This is a genomic window from Massilia rubra (assembly GCF_011682065.1).
Taxonomy (GTDB): Bacteria; Pseudomonadota; Gammaproteobacteria; order Burkholderiales; family Burkholderiaceae_D; genus Telluria_A; species Telluria_A rubra.
Map to the genome: position 1 here is coordinate 62,287 of NZ_VUYU01000018.1, position 17,364 is coordinate 79,650.

General features: G+C 64.9%; 6 protein-coding genes. 4 read left to right on the forward strand and 2 right to left on the reverse strand.

Annotated elements, in window-relative coordinates; translation table 11 throughout:
• The first annotated feature begins 59 nt into the window (after positions 1–59).
• On the forward strand, positions 60–8,795 hold the full coding sequence (locus tag F0185_RS23355) for a glycoside hydrolase family 94 protein (protein WP_370664056.1): 8,736 nt from the start codon (positions 60–62) through the stop codon (positions 8,793–8,795).
• Positions 8,796–9,204: 409 nt separating this feature from the next.
• Positions 9,205–11,667: a CehA/McbA family metallohydrolase gene (locus tag F0185_RS23360; RefSeq protein ID WP_167228540.1), complete on the forward strand. Its 2,463-nt coding sequence runs from the start codon at positions 9,205–9,207 to the stop codon at positions 11,665–11,667.
• A 243-nt stretch (positions 11,668–11,910) separates the two neighbouring features.
• Here F0185_RS23360 and F0185_RS23365 read toward each other — a convergent pair whose 3' ends face one another.
• Positions 11,911–12,489, reverse strand: coding sequence for a TMEM165/GDT1 family protein (locus tag F0185_RS23365; protein WP_166895255.1), 579 nt, complete (start codon positions 12,487–12,489; stop codon positions 11,911–11,913).
• A gap of 158 nt (positions 12,490–12,647) precedes the next feature.
• Here F0185_RS23365 and F0185_RS23370 point away from each other — a divergent pair, with 158 nt between their 5' ends.
• Both F0185_RS23370 and F0185_RS23375 read left to right on the forward strand, forming a co-directional pair.
• Positions 12,648–14,513, forward strand: coding sequence for a M1 family metallopeptidase (locus tag F0185_RS23370; RefSeq protein WP_167228542.1), 1,866 nt, complete (start codon positions 12,648–12,650; stop codon positions 14,511–14,513).
• A 22-nt stretch (positions 14,514–14,535) separates the two neighbouring features.
• Positions 14,536–16,185 (forward strand): serine hydrolase, encoded by a 1,650-nt coding sequence (locus tag F0185_RS23375; protein WP_167228544.1) that lies wholly within the window; start codon positions 14,536–14,538, stop codon positions 16,183–16,185.
• A gap of 7 nt (positions 16,186–16,192) precedes the next feature.
• Here the strand turns inward: F0185_RS23375 and F0185_RS23380 are convergent, their stop codons facing one another.
• Positions 16,193–17,344 carry a hemin-degrading factor gene (locus F0185_RS23380; RefSeq protein ID WP_167228546.1) on the reverse strand — a complete coding sequence of 384 codons (1,152 nt, stop codon included), beginning with the start codon at positions 17,342–17,344 and terminating at the stop codon, positions 16,193–16,195.
• Between the last annotated feature and the right edge of the window lie 20 nt (positions 17,345–17,364).

Sequence of the window (17,364 nt, forward strand, 5' to 3'; positions counted from 1 at the left end):
CCGGTCGCAACTCGCTGTTCCACAGCGTGTTGGCTACTCATGCCCACGCGAGGTCTCTGTTGAACCAAGAAAACACCAAATTAGCCGACACCCTGTATGCCTGGCGCAATGTCCACGACGGCGAACGCCTTGCCGGCGATGAATTCCCCCTGCGCTCGGAACTGTTCAGTGCCGCACAAATGGCGATGCACGGCAAGCATCTGGCCACCACTCACCAGCTCAGCGAGCGCGGCGGCCCCGACCGCCTGCTGCCGCGACTGACCGAAAACGCCGCGATCATCACCGACACCTGCTCGGAGCTGACCGCCGCCATCAAGGCGGGGCGACAGATTACGCCGGCCTCCGAATGGCTGCTCGATAACTTCTACCTGGTCGAAGAGCAGATCCGCATCGCCCGGCGCCACCTGCCGAAAGACTATTCCAAGGAGTTGCCGCGCCTGTCGAATGAAGAGGCGGACGGCAATCCGCGCGTGTACCAGATCGCGCTCGAAATCATCTCGCATGGCGATGGCCGGGTCGATCCCGAGAGCCTGTCGCGTTTCGTGGACGCCTACCAGGAAGTAGCGACCCTCAAACTCGGCGAACTGTGGGCCATTCCGATCATGCTGCGCCTGGCGCTGATCGAGAACCTGCGCCGCGTGGCCGCGCGCGTGTACGACAACCGCGCCCAGCGCGACCGCGCCAACGACTGGGCCGACCAGATGGCCGAGACGGCCGAAAAAAACCCGAGCGACCTGATTTTGCTGGTGGCCGACATGGCCCGATCCGGCCAGCCGATGAACAGCGGCTTTGTGGCCGAACTGGCGCGCCGCCTGCAGGGCCAGAGCCCCGCATTGACCCTGGCGCTGCAGTGGGTGACCACGCGCCTGGCCGACGCCGGCTTGACCATCGAACAGCAGATCCAGGCCGAAATCGGCCAGCAGGCGGCCGACCAGGTCTCGATCAGCAACAGCATCGGCAGCCTGCGCTTCCTCGGCACCATGGACTGGCAGGAGTTCGTCGAGACCATGAGCGCGGTCGAACAGACCTTGCGCCTGGACCCGGCCGGCACCTACGGCAAGATGGAGTTCGCCACGCGCGACAACTATCGCCACGTCGTCGAAAAGCTAGCCAAGCGCAGCGACTTCACCGAAGTGCAGGTGGCCGAAATCGCAGTCGAACTGGCGCTGGCGAACCGCTCGGCGGCCGCCGGCGGGCTCGATGAACGCACCCGCCACATCGGCTACTACCTGGTCGGCAGCGGCCAGCAACAACTCGAAAAGCGCCTGGCCGTGCGCAATCCGCCGCTCGAAGCGTTGAACAAGAGCGGGCGCGCGTCGCCGCTGTCGACCTATTTGGGCGGCATCGTCGTGCTTACCCTGCTGTTTACCGGCACCGCCATCATCCACGCGCGCGCCGACGGCGTCGACGACTGGATGCTGGTCGTGCTGGGCGTGCTGGCCCTGCTCGGATCGAGCCAGCTGGCGCTGGCGCTGGTCAACTTCATGGCCACCCAGCTCACGCGCCCGCACCCGCTGCCGCGCATGGACTTCAAAGAAGGCATTCCGACCGACGCGCGCTCGATGGTGGTGGTGCCGACCTTGCTGTACAGCCGCGACAACGTCGCCTCGCTGTGCGAAGCGCTGGAAGTGCGCTACCTGGCCAACCGCGATCCGAACCTGCGCTTTTGCCTACTGACCGATTTCGTCGACGCGCCCAAGCAGCACATGCCGGGCGACGAGGAACTGGTCGAACAGGCGCGCGCCACCATCGCCGAACTCAATGACAAATACGGCTGCGACGTCGACGAGGAAATCCTCGGGGCCGACGGCGAGCCGACCATGTCGCGCTGCCACCTGCAGCCCTTCCTCCTGCTGCACCGTCCGCGCATGTGGAGCGCCAGCGAAAACGCATGGATCGGCTTCGAGCGCAAGCGCGGTAAACTCGCCGCCCTCAACGCGTTCCTGCGTGGCGGCGCGCGCGACCAGTTCTCCATGGTCGCCGGTTCCACCGACGGCCTGGCGCACGTGCGCTACGTGATCACGCTCGATACCGACACCCAGCTGCCGCGCGACGCCGCGCGCCAGTTCATCGCCACCATGGCGCACCCGCTGAACCGTCCGACCCTCGACAAGGCCGGCCGCCGCGTGGTCGAAGGCTACGGCATCCTGCAACCGCGCGTGGCGGCGTCGCTGCCGGGCGACACCGCCTCGCGCTACGAGCACCTGTGCGGCGGCGAACCGGGCATCGACCCGTACACCCGCACCGTCTCCGACGTGTACCAGGACGTGTTCTACGAAGGCTCCTTCGTCGGCAAGGGCATCTACGATGTCGACACCTTCGAAACGGTGCTCGGCCACCGCCTGCCCGACAACCAGATTCTCAGCCACGACCTGCTGGAAGGCTGCTACGTGCGCGCCGGCTTGCTGAGCGACGCCCAACTGTACGAAGAATACCCGGCGCGCTACAGCGACGACGTGAGCCGGCGCCACCGCTGGATTCGCGGCGACTGGCAACTGGCCGGCTGGCTGCTGCCGCGCGTGCCCGGCGCGAACGGCAAGCGCGAACCGAATCCTTTGAGCGCGCTGTCGCGCTGGAAGCTGTTCGACAACCTGCGCCGCAGCCTGATCGCCACCACCCTCACCGCCTTGCTGATCTTCAGCTGGGCCTTGATGCCAACCCCGCTGTTCTGGACCCTGGGCGTGCTGTCGGTGATCTTTTTGCCGACCTTCTTCAGCACCATGTTCGACATCATCGAAAAACCGCACGACGTGCTGTGGGAACAGCATCTGGCCACCGCCTCCAAGAGCGCGCGCCTGATGTTCGGCCACTCGGCGCTGCAACTGGCGTTCCTGCCGTACGAAGCGCACTTCAGCCTGGACGCCATCGTGCGCGCCTCGTGGCGCATGCTGGTCACGCGCCGGCGCCTGCTGGAATGGCGTCCATCGAGCCTGAACCGCTCCAGCACCGACATGGAGAGCAACTGGAAGAGCATGTGGATTTCGCCGCTGCTGGCCGTGGCCACCGCGCTTCTGCTCGGCTACTTCCACCGCGCCGCGCTGCCGGTCGCCGCACCCGTGCTGCTGCTGTGGTTCTTCGCGCCGGTGGTGGCCTGGTGGATCAGCCTTCCGCAAGAACGCGCCGCCACCGCCCTGTCGTCGCCGCAAACCATGTTCCTCGAAACGCTGGCGCGCAAAACCTGGAGCTTCTTCGAGACCTTCGTCACGGCGGAAGACAACTGGCTCGCGCCCGACAATATGCAGGAGCACCCGGTCAAGGTGGTTGCGCACCGCACCTCGCCGACCAATATCGGCATGGCGCTGCTGGCCAACCTGACCGCGTGGGACTTCGGTTTCATCACCACCGGGCGCCTGCTCAAGCGCACCCGCGACACGCTCAACACCATGGCGCGCATGGAACGCCACCAGGGGCACTTCTATAACTGGTACGACACCCTGACCTTGAATCCGCTGCACCCGATGTACGTGTCGGCGGTCGACAGCGGCAACCTGGCCGGCCACCTGCTCACCCTGGCGCCGGGCTTGACCGCCTTGGCCGACCAGCCGATCGTGGGCAAGCAAACCTTGGACGGCATCTCGATCACCCTGAACGTGGTGCAGGAGTACGCCGCCGACGCCGGGCCGGCCGTCAAGGCGGCGATCGACGCCATGCGCAGCCACCTGTCGGCCGACCGGGTACGCGAAACCGAAAGCCTGCCTGGCATGGCCGCCGAACTGGCGCGCCTGTCGGGCTGCGCCGACGCCATCCTGGCCGCCATGCATCCGGTGGGCGAGCCGAACCTGCAAGGCTGGGCCGACAAGCTCGCCGACCAGTGCCACAGCGCGCGCGACGAACTGCTGCAACTGGCGCCGTGGATGCGTTCGGCCCAGGAGTACGTGGTCGACACCAGCCTGACCCGCATTCCGACCCTGCGCGAGCTGGCCAACTTCGCCCTCACCGGCAGTGCCAGCACCGACCTGGCCCCGAGCGAGCGCGAACGCCAGCAAACCCTGACCGACCTGGTCGCCCAGGGCAGCACCCGCGCCGCCCAGCGCATCGAAGACATCAACCGCATGGCGTTTGAAGCGCGCGAGTTCGCGAACATGGACTTCCGCTTCATGTACAACAGCACCACCAACCTGCTGGCGATCGGCTACAACGTCTCGGACCGCCGCCTGGATGCGGCCTGTTACGACTTGCTGGCGTCCGAAGTACGCCTGTGCAGCTTCGTCGGCATCGCGCAGGGCCAGTTCCCGCAAGAGCACTGGTTCGCGCTGGGCCGCCAGCTGTGCATCATCGGCAACGAGCAACTGCTGTTGTCGTGGAGCGGCTCGATGTTCGAGTACCTGATGCCGCTCTTGGTCATGCCGACCTACCAGAACACCTTGCTCGACCAGACCTACCGTTCGGTCGTCAACGCGCAGATCGAGTACGGCAAACAGCGCGACGTGCCGTGGGGGATTTCCGAATCCGGCTACAACACCGTCGACGCCAGCCTCAATTACCAGTACCGCGCCTTCGGCGTGCCGGGCACGGGCCTCAAGCGCGGCCTGGCCGATGACCTCGTGGTGGCCCCGTATGCGACCATGATGGGCCTGATGGTCCATCCCGACGCCGCCGTCGAGAACCTGCAGCGCATGGCCGACCTGGGCTTCATGGGCAAGTACGGTTTTTACGAAGCGATCGACTACACCGCTGCGCGCCTGCCGCGCGGCCAGACCTTCGCCGTAATCCGCTCCTTCATGGCGCACCACCAGGGCATGGGCTTCCTCGCCCTGAGCTATCTGCTGCACGACCGTCCGATGCAGCGCCGCTTCGAGTCCGACCCGCTGTTCCAGGCCACCTTGCTGGTGCTGCAGGAACGGGTGCCGCGCGCCGGCGCCTTCTATTCCAACACCGCCGAACTGGCCGCCATGCGCGCCCCGGCGCAGGAAGTGTCGACCTCCGCGACCCGCATCATCACCCAGACCACCACGGTGCAGCCGGAAGTGCAGCTGCTCTCGAATGGCCGCTACCATGTGATGGTCACCAGCGCCGGCGGCAGCTACAGCCGCTGGAAAGACCTGGCCGTGACGCGCTGGCGCGAAGATGGCACCTCCGACAACTGGGGTAACTTCTGCTACGTGCGCGATGTCGACAGCGGCCAATTCTGGTCGACTGCCTTCCAGCCAACCCTGGTCGAGCCGAAATCGTATGAAGTCATCTTCTCGGAAGGACGCGCCGAGTTCCGCCGCCATGACCGTGGGCTCGACCTGTACACCGAAATCGTGGTCTCGCCGGAAGACGACATCGAAATGCGGCGTACCCGCATTACCAACAAGTCGAACGTGCGGCGCACCATCGAGTTCACCAGCTACGCCGAAGTTGTCATGGCGCCGGCCGCCGCCGACAACGCCCACCCGGCGTTCAGCAAACTGTTCGTGCAGACCGAAATCCTGCGCAACGAGAATGCCATCCTGTGTACCCGCCGTCCGCGCGCCAAGGACGAGCAGATGCCATGGATGCTGAACCTGATGACGGTGCATGACGGCGCGCTGCTGGACGTCTCGTTCGAAACGAGCCGCAGCGAATTCCTCGGCCGCGCCAACAGCACGGTTGCCCCGCGCGCCATGCTCGAACCCCAGCCGCTGGGCGGCGGCGAAGGATCGGTGCTCGATCCGGTGGTGGCGATCCGCTACAAGGTCACGCTGGAACCCGACCAGGTGGTCGTGCTCGACGTGGTGACCGGCATGACCGACACGCGCGAGCAAGCGGTGCACCTGATCGACAAATACCAAGACCGCCATCTGGCCGACCGCGTGTTCGAACTTGCATGGACCCACAGCCAGGTCGTGCTGCGTCAACTGAACGCCACCGAATCGGACGCGCAGCTCTACAGCCGCCTGGCCAGCACGGTGATCTATCCGAACGCCTCGCTGCGCGCCGACGCCGGCATCCTGATCCGCAACCAGCGCGGCCAGTCCGGCCTGTGGGCCTACGCCATTTCGGGCGACCTGCCGATCGTGCTGATGCAAATCAAGGATCCGGCCAACATCGACCTGGCGCGCCAGATGGTGCAGGCGCACGCGTACTGGCGCCTCAAGGGGCTGGTGGTCGACCTGGTCATCTGGTACGAAGACCAGTCGGGTTACCGCCAACTGCTGCACGACCAGATCATGGGCCTGATCGCCTCCGGCATCGACGCGCAAGCGATCGACCGCCCGGGCGGCATCTTCGTGCGCCTGCTCGACCAGATCGCGCAGGAAGACCGGGTGCTGATGCAATCGGTGGCGCGCGTCATCATTTCCGACAGCAGCGGCACCTTGGCCGACCAGGTCAAGCGCGCCACGCCGGTCGTGTCGAAACTGCCGTTGCTGGTGGTCGAATCGCGCGGCGAGCAATACGAGCCACGGGCGAATATCCCTGTGGCCGCACGCGACCTGATCCTGCACAACGGGCTGGGAGGCTTCAGCGCCGACGGTACCGAATACGTGATCCGCACCGATGCGCAGAACCGCACGCCGGCGCCGTGGGCCAACGTGCTGGCCAACCCGAACTTCGGCAGCGTTGTGTCGGAAAGCGGCCAGGCCTACACCTGGAGCGAAAACGCGCACGAGTTCCGCCTCACGCCGTGGGAAAACGACCCTGTGTCGGACCGCAGCGGCGAGTCGTTCTATATCCGCGACGAGCAGACCGGCCGTTTCTGGTCGCCCACCGCCTTGCCGGTGCGCGCAGCCGGTGAATACATTACCCGCCACGGCTTCGGCTACAGCGTCTTCGAGCACAGCGAAGAGGGCATTCACACCGAGCTGTCCACGTTCGTCGCGCTCGACGCCTCGATCAAGTATTCGGTCATCAAGATCCGCAACGACAGCACCGTGGCGCGCCGCCTGTCGGCCACCGGCTACGTGGAGTGGGTGCTGGGCGACCTGCGCGCCAAGTCGGCGATGCACGTCACCACCGAGCAGGACCCGATGAGTGGCGCGATCTTTGCGCGCAACGCCTACAACACCGAGTTCACGGGGCGCGTGGGATTCTTCCACGTCGACGCGCAGCAGAAAACCTTTACCGCCGACCGCAACGAATTCATCGGTCGCAACCGCACCTTGGCCAGTCCGGCGGCGATGGGTCGGGCGCGCCTGTCCGGCAAGATCGGCGCTGCGCTCGATCCGTGCGCCGCGCTGCAGGTGATGGTGGAACTGCAGCCGGGCCAGGAACGCGAACTGGTGTTCATGCTCGGTGTCGGTGGCCGCCGCAATGCGGACGCCAGCGGTTTGGTGCAGAAATACAGCGGCAGCGCCGCCGCCGCGGCCTCGCTGGCGATGGTGCGCAAGCACTGGGACCACACGCTCGGCGCCATCCAGGTGCAAACGCCCGATCCATCGCTCGACGTGATCGCCAACGGTTGGCTGATGTACCAGACCATCGCCTGCCGCCTGTGGGCGCGCAGCGGCTACTACCAGTCCGGCGGCGCTTTCGGCTTCCGCGACCAGCTGCAAGATGCGATGTCGATGATCCACACCGAACCGCACCTGCTGCGCGAGCACCTGCTCATGTGCGCGGCCCACCAGTTCGTGGAAGGCGACGTGCAGCACTGGTGGCATCCGCCGTCGGACCGCGGCGTGCGTACGCATTGTTCGGATGACTATCTGTGGCTGCCGCTGGCGGCGCACCGTTACGTCATCGGTACGGGCGACCGCAGCGTGCTGACCGAACCGGCGCCGTTCCTCGAAGGGCGCATGCTCAAGCAGGAAGAAGAGTCCTATTACGACATGCCGGGGCGTTCGAGCCAGACCGGCGACCTGTACGAGCACTGCGTGCGCGCGATCAAACGCGGCCTGCGCTTCGGCGAACATGGCTTGCCGCTGATCGGCACCTGCGACTGGAACGACGGCATGGACCGGGTCGGCAACGAAGGCAAGGGCGAGAGCGTGTGGCTGGCGTTCTTCCTGTACGAAGTGCTGCAGCGCTTCTCGGAAGTGGCGGTGGTGTACGGCGACCATGCGTTTGCCGAAACCTGCAAAACCGAGGCGGCCACCCTGGCGGCCAATGTGGAAGCGAATGCGTGGGATGGCCAGTGGTACCGCCGCGCCTACTTCGACGATGGCACGCCGCTCGGATCGCACACCAACGACGAATGCCAGATCGATTCGATTTCGCAGAGCTGGGGCGTGATTTCGGGCGCGGCCAATCCGCAGCGCACGGCGTCGGCCATGAAGGCGGTCGACGAGCGCCTGGTGCGGCGCGACTACGGCCTGGTGCAGTTGCTCGATCCGCCGTTCGACGACGGCGTGCTCAATCCCGGCTACATCCGCGGCTACGTGCCGGGTGTGCGCGAAAACGGCGGGCAGTACACGCACGCCGCGATCTGGACCGCGATGGCGTTCGCCAAGATGGGCGACACCGAGCGCGCCTGGGAGCTGCTGCGCATGATCAATCCGGTGCAGCATGGCAGCACGCCCGAAAGCGCGGCCCTGTACAAGGTCGAGCCGTACGTGGTGGCGGCGGACGTGTATGCGGTCTCGCCGCACATCGGCCGTGGCGGGTGGAGCTGGTACACCGGTTCGTCGGGATGGATGTATCGCCTGATCGTCGAGTCGCTGCTGGGCGTGAGCCTGGCCGGCGACAAGCTGACCATGACGCCGCATCTGCCGGCCGACTGGCCGGGCTTCAAGCTGCAGTACCGCTATCGCGAGACGGTGTACGCGATCTCGGTGCAGGCCGGCGACACGGATGCGATGTCGGTCGACGGCGTGGCGCAGGAAGAAAACGTGATCCGGATGGTCGATGATGGCCGGCCGCACACGGTCGAACTGCGGGTGCGCCGCCCAATCTAAGCCGCTGCTGAACAAACCGCCGTCATTTTGAGTGGCAGGATCGTTTCCTGCCACTGAAAGTCGCGGCGGTTTTGCATGTGGCGCGTATTTGTGCCGTCATGCCGGTCACCGCCGCCGCCCGGCATGCGCAACAAAGTGTCTCAATCTGGACATTTTCATGTTTCGCGCAACAAACGGTATATTTAGTTTTCCACAGGCGCATCGCGCTGCTTTAAGGCAACAAGTCCCTCGCTCCCTGCTAAGCCCGTCTCCTCGGCGTTGACTGTCGGCAAGTCACGTGTTGCTTCATCTAACGAAATCTCCTCCGCGTCGGAAACTCATTTCCAAATGTAAATACTCTGTCACGGTAAGGTCATGCATAGTTGCGAGAATTCAGTTGTCTGTACCTATTCATGTTAACGGGATTCCCATGCGCCACCTCACCACGTTCAAGCTGTTCCGCCCCCTCGCCATCGCCCTGGCCCTGTCCGCCAGCCACGCCGTCATGGCGTCCGAAGCCGACCATCAGGAATTCGAAGCCACCCTGCATGTGCCGTACGCGGCCGCCAGCGCGGCGCGTACCTTCACGCTCGCCTTCGACTATCCGCACGTCGAGCGCCTGCAAGAGGTGAGCTGGAAGCTCGAGCTGCTCAGTCCATCGGGCCAGGTGGTCCAGCAATGGCACGGCGTGCAGCGCATGTTCCAGAAGCCGGTCGATGTCAAGGTACGCTGGGCGGGGCGGGCCGGCCTGCCGGACGGGGTCTACCAGGTGCGCATGCAAGCCGTCTCCAACGATGCCGCCGAGCGCGGCCGCGCGCCGGACCAGTCGCCTGAGTCCGTGGAGCGCCTGCTGGCGGCCGGCGCCGATGAGATGGTGGAACAAGGTTGGGACTTGGCGATCGGCAAGACCGTCCAGCCCGCCATGCCGGCCTTCCGCGCTTTGCCCACCAACAAGGTCAATGGCAAGGCGGGCGAACTGTCTTCCGTGCAAATGGCCACGCCAGCGCCGGGTTCGCTGCCGTACACCATCTATTTTGCCAACCTGCACAGCCAGACCAATCACAGCGACGGCGGCGGGGCCATCGGCAGTTGCAGCGGCTCGCAAGCACCGCAAAGCGCCGCCTTCGGGCCGGCCGACGCGTACGCGTACGCCCGCAACAAGGGGCTGGACATCTTGATGACGTCCGAGCACAACCACATGTTCGACGGCTCCGATGGCACCAACACCTCGGCCAGCCCGGCCACGGCCAAGGCGCTGTTCCAGTCGGGTTTGACGGCCGCGGCCGATTTCAACACCGCCAATCCCGACTTCCTGGGCGTGTACGGCATCGAATGGGGCGTGATCAACAATGGCGGGCACCTGAACATCTTCAACACGCCGGAACTGTTGCAGTGGGAGCTCAACAGCAGCGGCCAACTGATCGGCGACACGCTCACGCCCAAGGGCGACTACAGCGGCCTGTACAGCCTGATGCGCCAGCGCGGCTGGGTGGGGCAGTTCAACCATCCCTCGTCGAGCGGGCAATTCCTGGTCGGCGGCGTGCCGCTCGGCTACAGCGCCGACGGCGACCACGCCATGGCGCTGTGCGAAGTGCTCAATACCTCGGCGTTCTCGACCAACATCAGCGAGACCGAAACCGGGCGCAGCAGCTTCGAAGGCGCCTGCAACAAGGCGCTCGAGGCGGGCTTTCACATCGCCTTTTCCACCAATCAGGATAATCACTGCGCCAACTGGGGAGCCTCGTACACCAACCGCACCGGCGTGTTGATTCCCAACGGCACACCACTGACGCAAGCGAGCTTTATCGAGGCGCTGAAGGCGCGGCGCGTGTTCGCCACCATGGACAAGACCTCGCAACTGGTGCTCACCGGCAATGGCAAGGTCATGGGCGAGCGCTTCACCAACAGCGGCCCGCTCAAGCTGATCGCCAACTTCGCCAGCAGCAGCGGCAGGGTGGCGTCGACGGTATCGATCGTCGAAGGCGTGCCGGGGCGCAAGGGCACGGTCAGCCAGCTGGCCAGCACGGCCGACACCACCATCACCCCAGCGCTCGGCGAGCACTTTTACTACGCCAAAGTGACGCAGGACGACGGCAAGATCTTGTGGTCGGCCCCGATCTGGGTCACGCAGACGGCGGGCGGCGGCGGCGACACCACCGCGCCGACGGTCAGCGCGAGCCAGAGCGGCACCAGCGGCACCATTTCCCTGGCGGCGACGGCGAGCGATGCCGGCGGCATCAGCCGGGTCGAGTTCTATGTGGACAATGTACTGAAAGGAACGGACACCACGGCCCCGTACGTGCTCAGCCTCGACTCGGCGACCCTGAGCAACGGCAGTCACCAGTTGACGGCCAAGGCGTATGACGTCGCGCTCAACAGCGCGGTGTCGGCGCCGCTTGGTTTCAGCGTCAGCAATGGCGGCACGGCGCAGCAGCAACTGCTGACCAATAGCGGATTCGAATCGGGCGTGAGCGGGTGGGTGGCGCCGAGCGGCGTGATCACCTCGGGCGGGCAGGCGGCGCACGGCGGCAGCTGGAAGGCTGCGCTCAATGGCGAGGGCGCCGCCAACACCGATACCGTGTACCAGCAGGTCGCGATTCCATCGACGGTGACGAGTGCCACGCTGGGATTCTGGCTGAAGGTGGTCTCGAGCGAAACGACGACGACCAGTTCCTACGACAAGCTCAAGGTACAAGTGAGAAGCGGCAGCAACGCCGTGCTGGCGACCCTGGCCACGTACTCCAACCTGAACAAGGGAACGAGTTACGTGCAAAAGACGTTCGACCTGAGCGCCTACAAAGGGCAAACGGTGCGGATCTACTTCGAAGGCGTGGAAGGCTCGACGATTCCCACAAGCTTCCTGATCGACGACGTCACCCTCACGACCCAATAACCAAAAGCAATAACCCCCTCAACCGGGGTCTGACCTCTGATTCGAAACTTTTTCGTTGCCTAGCTGAGTTCAGACCTCCGTTAGGCAACGAAATGTCGTCAGCGGGTCAGCCCTAAGCCGAAAAACCATCACAACTCGCACAATCGGGGACTGTCCTCAGTTTCCCAACGGTTCATTAGGAAATGTTTCGAATCAGAGGTCAGACCCCGGTTGTAGGAGTTGGAGGGGGAATTTGGTAGGAATTCAGAAGCCGAAGCGGGCGCCGGCGCCCAGCAGGGTGGCGATGCCAAGGGCCGCGAAAATGGCGGCGGCGATGCCGTGCACCAGTTTTAACGGTACTTTGTTGGCAATCCGCTCGCCGAAATACACTGCCGGCACATTCGCCAGCATCATGCCGAACGTGGTGCCGGCCACCACCGCCACCATCGATTCGTAGCGCGCCGCCAGCGCTACCGTGGCGATCTGGGTCTTGTCGCCCATCTCGGCCAGGAAAAATGCGATCAGGGTCGTCAGGAATACGCCGTAGCGTCCCAATCCCGGCTGTTCGTCGTCATCGAGCTTGTCGGGCACTAGCGTCCACGCGGCCATCGCCAGGAACGATACGCCCAGCACCCAGCGCATCACGTTCGGTCCGAGCAGGGTGCTGACCCACGCCCCTACCGCCGCCGCAAACGCATGGTTGGCCAGCGTCGCCACCAAAATTCCCAGCACGATCGGCACCGGCCGCCGGAATTTGGCCGCCAGCAGAAATGCCAGCAGCTGCGTCTTGTCGCCAATTTCGGCGAGGGCGACGATGCCCGTTGATACAAGGAAGGCGTCCATACAGTGTGATCCTAAGGGGAAGCGCGGATCATAACAGAGCCACCCGTGTGGCTGCGCGCACCACGGCGCCCGTCAATACGCGCCTGCGCGCTTTCGCGCGGCCGGCGGAAGTGATATTCTGCCTGCGCCAATCCACATGCCACCGACCCGGAAAAACCATGAAGACATCGACCCTCCTGCGCGCCACCGCCTGCGCCGTGTTCTGCCAACTTAGCGCCCACGCGTACGCCCTCGATCCCCTGAGCTACGCGCGCTACGACCAGGTGAAAACCAGTGCCCTGCACATGGACCTGAAGGCCGATTTCGCGAAGAAGACGCTGTCCGGCCACGCCGAACTGACCCTGAACTGGGTCGATAAGTCGGCGCGCATCCTCGATCTCGATACGCGCGCGCTGACCATCTCCAAGGTCCAGGCGCTCGACTCCGACGGCAAGTGGGTCACCGTGCGCCACACGCTCGACAAGGCCGACGCCGAAAAAGGCCAGGCCATGCACATCGACCTGGCCGCGCTGCCCGCGCAGCCTCAAAAAGTGCGCATCTATTACCGCACCTCGCCGACCGCCACCGCGTTGCAGTGGCTGGCGCCGGTGCAGACCATGTCGGGCAAGCGCCCCTTCATGTTCAGCCAGTCCGAGACGATCGAGGCACGCTCCTGGGTGCCGCTGCAGGATACCCCGGCCGTGCGCTTCACCTACAGCGCCCACATCGAAGCGCCCAAGGACCTGCGCGTGGTCATGAGCGCCGATAACGATCTCAATGCCACCGGCAAGGGCGGCTGGGACTTCAAGATGCCGCAGCCGATTCCATCCTACCTGCTGGCCATCGGCATCGGCGAAATCGACGTGCGCGCACTCGGTTCGCGTACCGGCGTCTACGCCGAGCCAAAACGCATCGGCGCGGCCGCCTATGAATTCGTCGATACCGAAAAAATGGTCGCCGCCGCCGAATCGTTGTACGGCCCTTATCGCTGGGGGCGTTACGACATGCTGGTGCTGCCGCCGTCGTTCCCGATCGGCGGCATGGAAAACCCGCGCCTGACCTTCCTCACGCCGACCATGATCACGGGCGACCGCAGCCTGGTCGACCTGATCGCGCATGAACTGGCGCACAGCTGGTCGGGCAACCTGGTCACCAACGCGTCGTGGAAGCACTGGTGGCTCAACGAAGGCTTCACCACCTACGTCACCACCCGCATCCTGGAATCCCTGTACGGCCCCGAAGTGGCGGACATGAACCTGCAGCTCGAGCAGGAAGAAGCCATCGCCTCGCTGGCCACCATCCCGACCGCCAAGCAGGCCTTGCTGACCAAGGACCCGGACACCTCGTCGGCCAACTACACCGATGAAGGCCTGGCCTATCCGAAAGGCGCGTGGTTCCTGCGCACCCTGGAGCAGCGCGCCGGCCGCACGGTGTTCGATCCCTTCCTGCGCGGCTGGTTCGACCAGCATGCGTTCCAGAGCGTGACCACCGAGCAGTTCGTGGCCTACCTGCGCAAGAACCTGCTGGCGAAAAATCCCAAGCTCTTGAGCGAGGCCGAACTCGAAGAGTGGCTGCACGGCTCCGGCATTCCGGCCAGCGCAAAGCGCGTGGTTTCGACCCGCCTGGCCGCACTCGATGCCACTCGCGCCAGCTGGCTGTCGGGCGCCACGCCAACCGCCAGGCTCGATACCAAAAAATGGAATTCCACCGAGTGGATGAAGTTCCTGAACGATATCGACAACAAGGCCACGGCCGCCCAGCTCAAGGAACTCGACCAGGCCTTCCACCTCGCCAAGAGCACCAATAACGAAGTGGCCTTCCGCTTCTTCCGCGCGTCGATTAACGCCGGCTACACCGATGTGCGCATGCCGCTCGAAGCCTTCCTCATGAGCGTGGGCCGCCAGAAGTTCGTGCTGCCGCTATACGCCGCACTGCGCGCCAAGCCGGCCGACAAGGTCTTTGCGGAGTCGGTCTACAAAAAGGCGCGCGCGCGCTATCACCCGGCCACGCAGGTCGGCGTCGATAAAAAAATGGCAGGCAAATAAGAGGACCGATACTGTGCTCCATATGAACCGTATTGCGGCAGCGATCCTGCTGGCCTTCAGCAGTGTTGCGGCCCTCGCGCAGGCGCCAGCGGCACCAGCGGCGCCAGGCGCGGCCAGCGCGCCGGCGCGTGCGTATGACCTCGACGCCGATGTCGCGCGCGTGATGAAGACTTTCGATGTTCCAGGCATGGCGATCGCCATCGTCAAGGATGGCAAGGTGGTGGCCACGCGCGGCTTCGGCGTGCGCAAGCTGGGCGAACCGGCGCCGGTCGACGGCAAGACCATCTTCGAGGTGGCCTCGAACTCCAAGGCGTTTACCGCCGCCGCGCTGGCCATGCTGGTCGACGAGGGCAAGCTGGAATGGGACGACAAGGTCATCAAGCACCTGCCCGACTTCCAGATGTACGACGCCTACGTCACCCGCGAGATGACGGTGCGCGACCTGCTGGTGCACCGCAGCGGCCTGGGGCTGGGCGCCGGCGACTTGCTGTGGTGGCCGACCACGAGTTTTACCACCGACGAAATCATCGGGCAGCTGCGCTACGTGAAGCCCGCAACGAGTTTTCGCAACAGCTACGCCTACGATAACCTGCTGTACATCGTGGCCGGGAAGATCATCGCGCAAAAGGCCGGCAAGCCGTGGGGCGATGCGGTGCGCGAGCGCATCCTCAAACCCCTGGGGATGAATACGACCACCACCAGCCTGGCCGAAAATGCGGGCAACGCCAACGTGTCGGCCCCGCACAGCAAAATCGATGGCAAGATCGCTGCGGTGCGCGCGCTGCCGGTGCCGAACGCCGTTGGCGCGGTCGGCATCAACACCAACGCCGAGGATATTGCGCGCTGGATGACGGTGCTGCTCGATGGCGGCGCCATCGCGGGGGCGCCCAAGGATGCGCAGGGAAAGGAAGCGCGTTTGTTCAGCGAGGCGCAAAGCCGCGAAATGTGGACCGCGCAAACGCCGATGAAAATCAGCGAGCCGAAACCGACGCTGGCGGCCACCAGGCCGAACTTCTTCGCCTATGGCCTGGGCTTCCAGCTGCGCGACTACAAGGGCCGCAAGCTGGCCTTGCACGGCGGCGCGCTGCAGGGCTTCTATTCGCGCGTGGTGATGGTGCCGGAAGCGAAGCTGGGCATCGCGATTTTGACCAATGCCGAAAGCGGCGGGGCCATGACGTCGCTGCAGTATCGCCTGCTCGATCATTATCTCGGTGATTCCCTCAATCCGGCGCCGAGCGACTGGATCAAGTTGATCGGCGATGTGGAAACCGAGATGCGCAACAAGGACCTGGCGAAACAGAAGACGGCCAGCGCCACCCGCGCCGCCGCCTCGCGCCCGTCGCTGCCGCTGGCCGCCTACGACGGCGAGTACAACGACGCCTGGTACGGCGCGGTGACCATCAAGCCGGCCGGCGGCAAGCGGGTGATGAGCTTTACCCGCACGCCCGACCTGACCGGGGAACTGGAGCACTTCCAGCACGATACCTTCATCGTGCGCTGGAAGGAGCGCAACTTCAACGCCGACGCTTACGTCACGTTTTCGCTGAACCCGGACGGCAGCATCGAACGCATGAAGATGGCGCCGGTGTCGTCCGAGACCGATTTCAGCTACGACTTTGCGGACCTGCTGTTCACGCCCGCGAAGAAGAAGGACGTCAAGGACGCGAAGTAAGCTTCGCTCATCCCTTCGGCAGTGCGGCGGTCAGGTCAACCCAGCTTTTCGGCTGCGGTTGGCCGCGTTCGCGCACCCCGAAAAAGCTCACCACCTGTTCGCCCTCGTTGTCGTAGAACTCGACCGAGGTCACGCCCGCGCGCCGCACCACCCAGCCGCTCTTGAAGGCACTGTCGCGCAGGTGCAGGTTAAACGCCGGATCGAGCACGTTGTACCATCCCGCGCTGGCCGCCGTCTTGGTGATTTTGCCGCTGAAGATCTGGATCAGCGCGCCGTTGCCGAGGAAGGACATGATCGGCAGCTGCTGTTTGGCCGCTTCGTCGAGCAGGGTGCGTACCGCTTCGGGTTTGAGGCGCTGCACCATGCCGGCCGGCGCCAGGCGCATCGCCTGTTCGCGCGTGATCTTGAATTCGGTCAGCAGGCGGTTGAACTGGTGTACGTCGCTCATCTCATTCCAGGCCTGCTGGAATTCCTTGACATCGACCTTGCTGTCGGCCAGTTCGGCCGCTTTCGGCGCGCGCGCAGCCACTTTGAGCGCGGCGTTCTGATCGGGGTGGCGGAAGTCGGCCACCAGCTTGTCGAACACGGCCACGCCGGCGGCGTCTTTCGGATAGATCTTGTGGATCGCGACGCCGTTCTCGTCGAAGAACTGCAGGCTGCGTTTGACCACGCCGTCGGCGCCCGGCTGCGCTACCGCAAAGGCATGCTTCCATTTCGAGAAGGTGAAGCGCAGATCGATCTCGCCACCGAGGTAGCCGCCGGCGATGTTGCGCTGGCGCGCTTCGCGCTCTTCATCCTTCACCACCTCTTTATCGTCGTCGGGCTGCGGTTTGACCTTGGTCGCCACGCCGGTGCGTTCGATCACGCCATTCTCGTTGCGCGTCAGTGCCAGCACGGTGCCCAGGTCGAGCGCGCGGCGCATGATTTCGCGCGGGTCGTTGCCGTCGCTGCGCAGGCGCGTGACGGTGCTGCCGATGCCAGTCGCCAGCAGGTCGGCTTCGGATACGCCGAGCGTGCGCGCGGCGTCGCGGATCATCACCTTGGGCTGTTCGGCGCGGAGCAGGCTCCAGCGCTCGGTCAGGGTGGCGGCGCCGGCGTGGCCGGCCAGCACAAGCAGGGCGCCGGCAATGGCCAGCGGAAGGGTGCGTAAGCGTTTCATGAAAGTCTCCGGGTGGTGAA

Bases quoted from the DNA above. Each gene is read 5' to 3' on its own strand.
- F0185_RS23375 (WP_167228544.1), top strand. From the start codon at position 14,536: ATGAACCGTATTGCGGCAGCGATCCTGCTGGCCTTCAGCAGTGTTGCG.
- F0185_RS23380 (WP_167228546.1), bottom strand. From the start codon at position 17,344: ATGAAACGCTTACGCACCCTTCCGCTGGCCATTGCCGGCGCCCTGCTT.
- F0185_RS23360 (WP_167228540.1), top strand. From the start codon at position 9,205: ATGCGCCACCTCACCACGTTCAAGCTGTTCCGCCCCCTCGCCATCGCC.
- F0185_RS23370 (WP_167228542.1), top strand. From the start codon at position 12,648: ATGAAGACATCGACCCTCCTGCGCGCCACCGCCTGCGCCGTGTTCTGC.
- F0185_RS23365 (WP_166895255.1), bottom strand. From the start codon at position 12,489: ATGGACGCCTTCCTTGTATCAACGGGCATCGTCGCCCTCGCCGAAATT.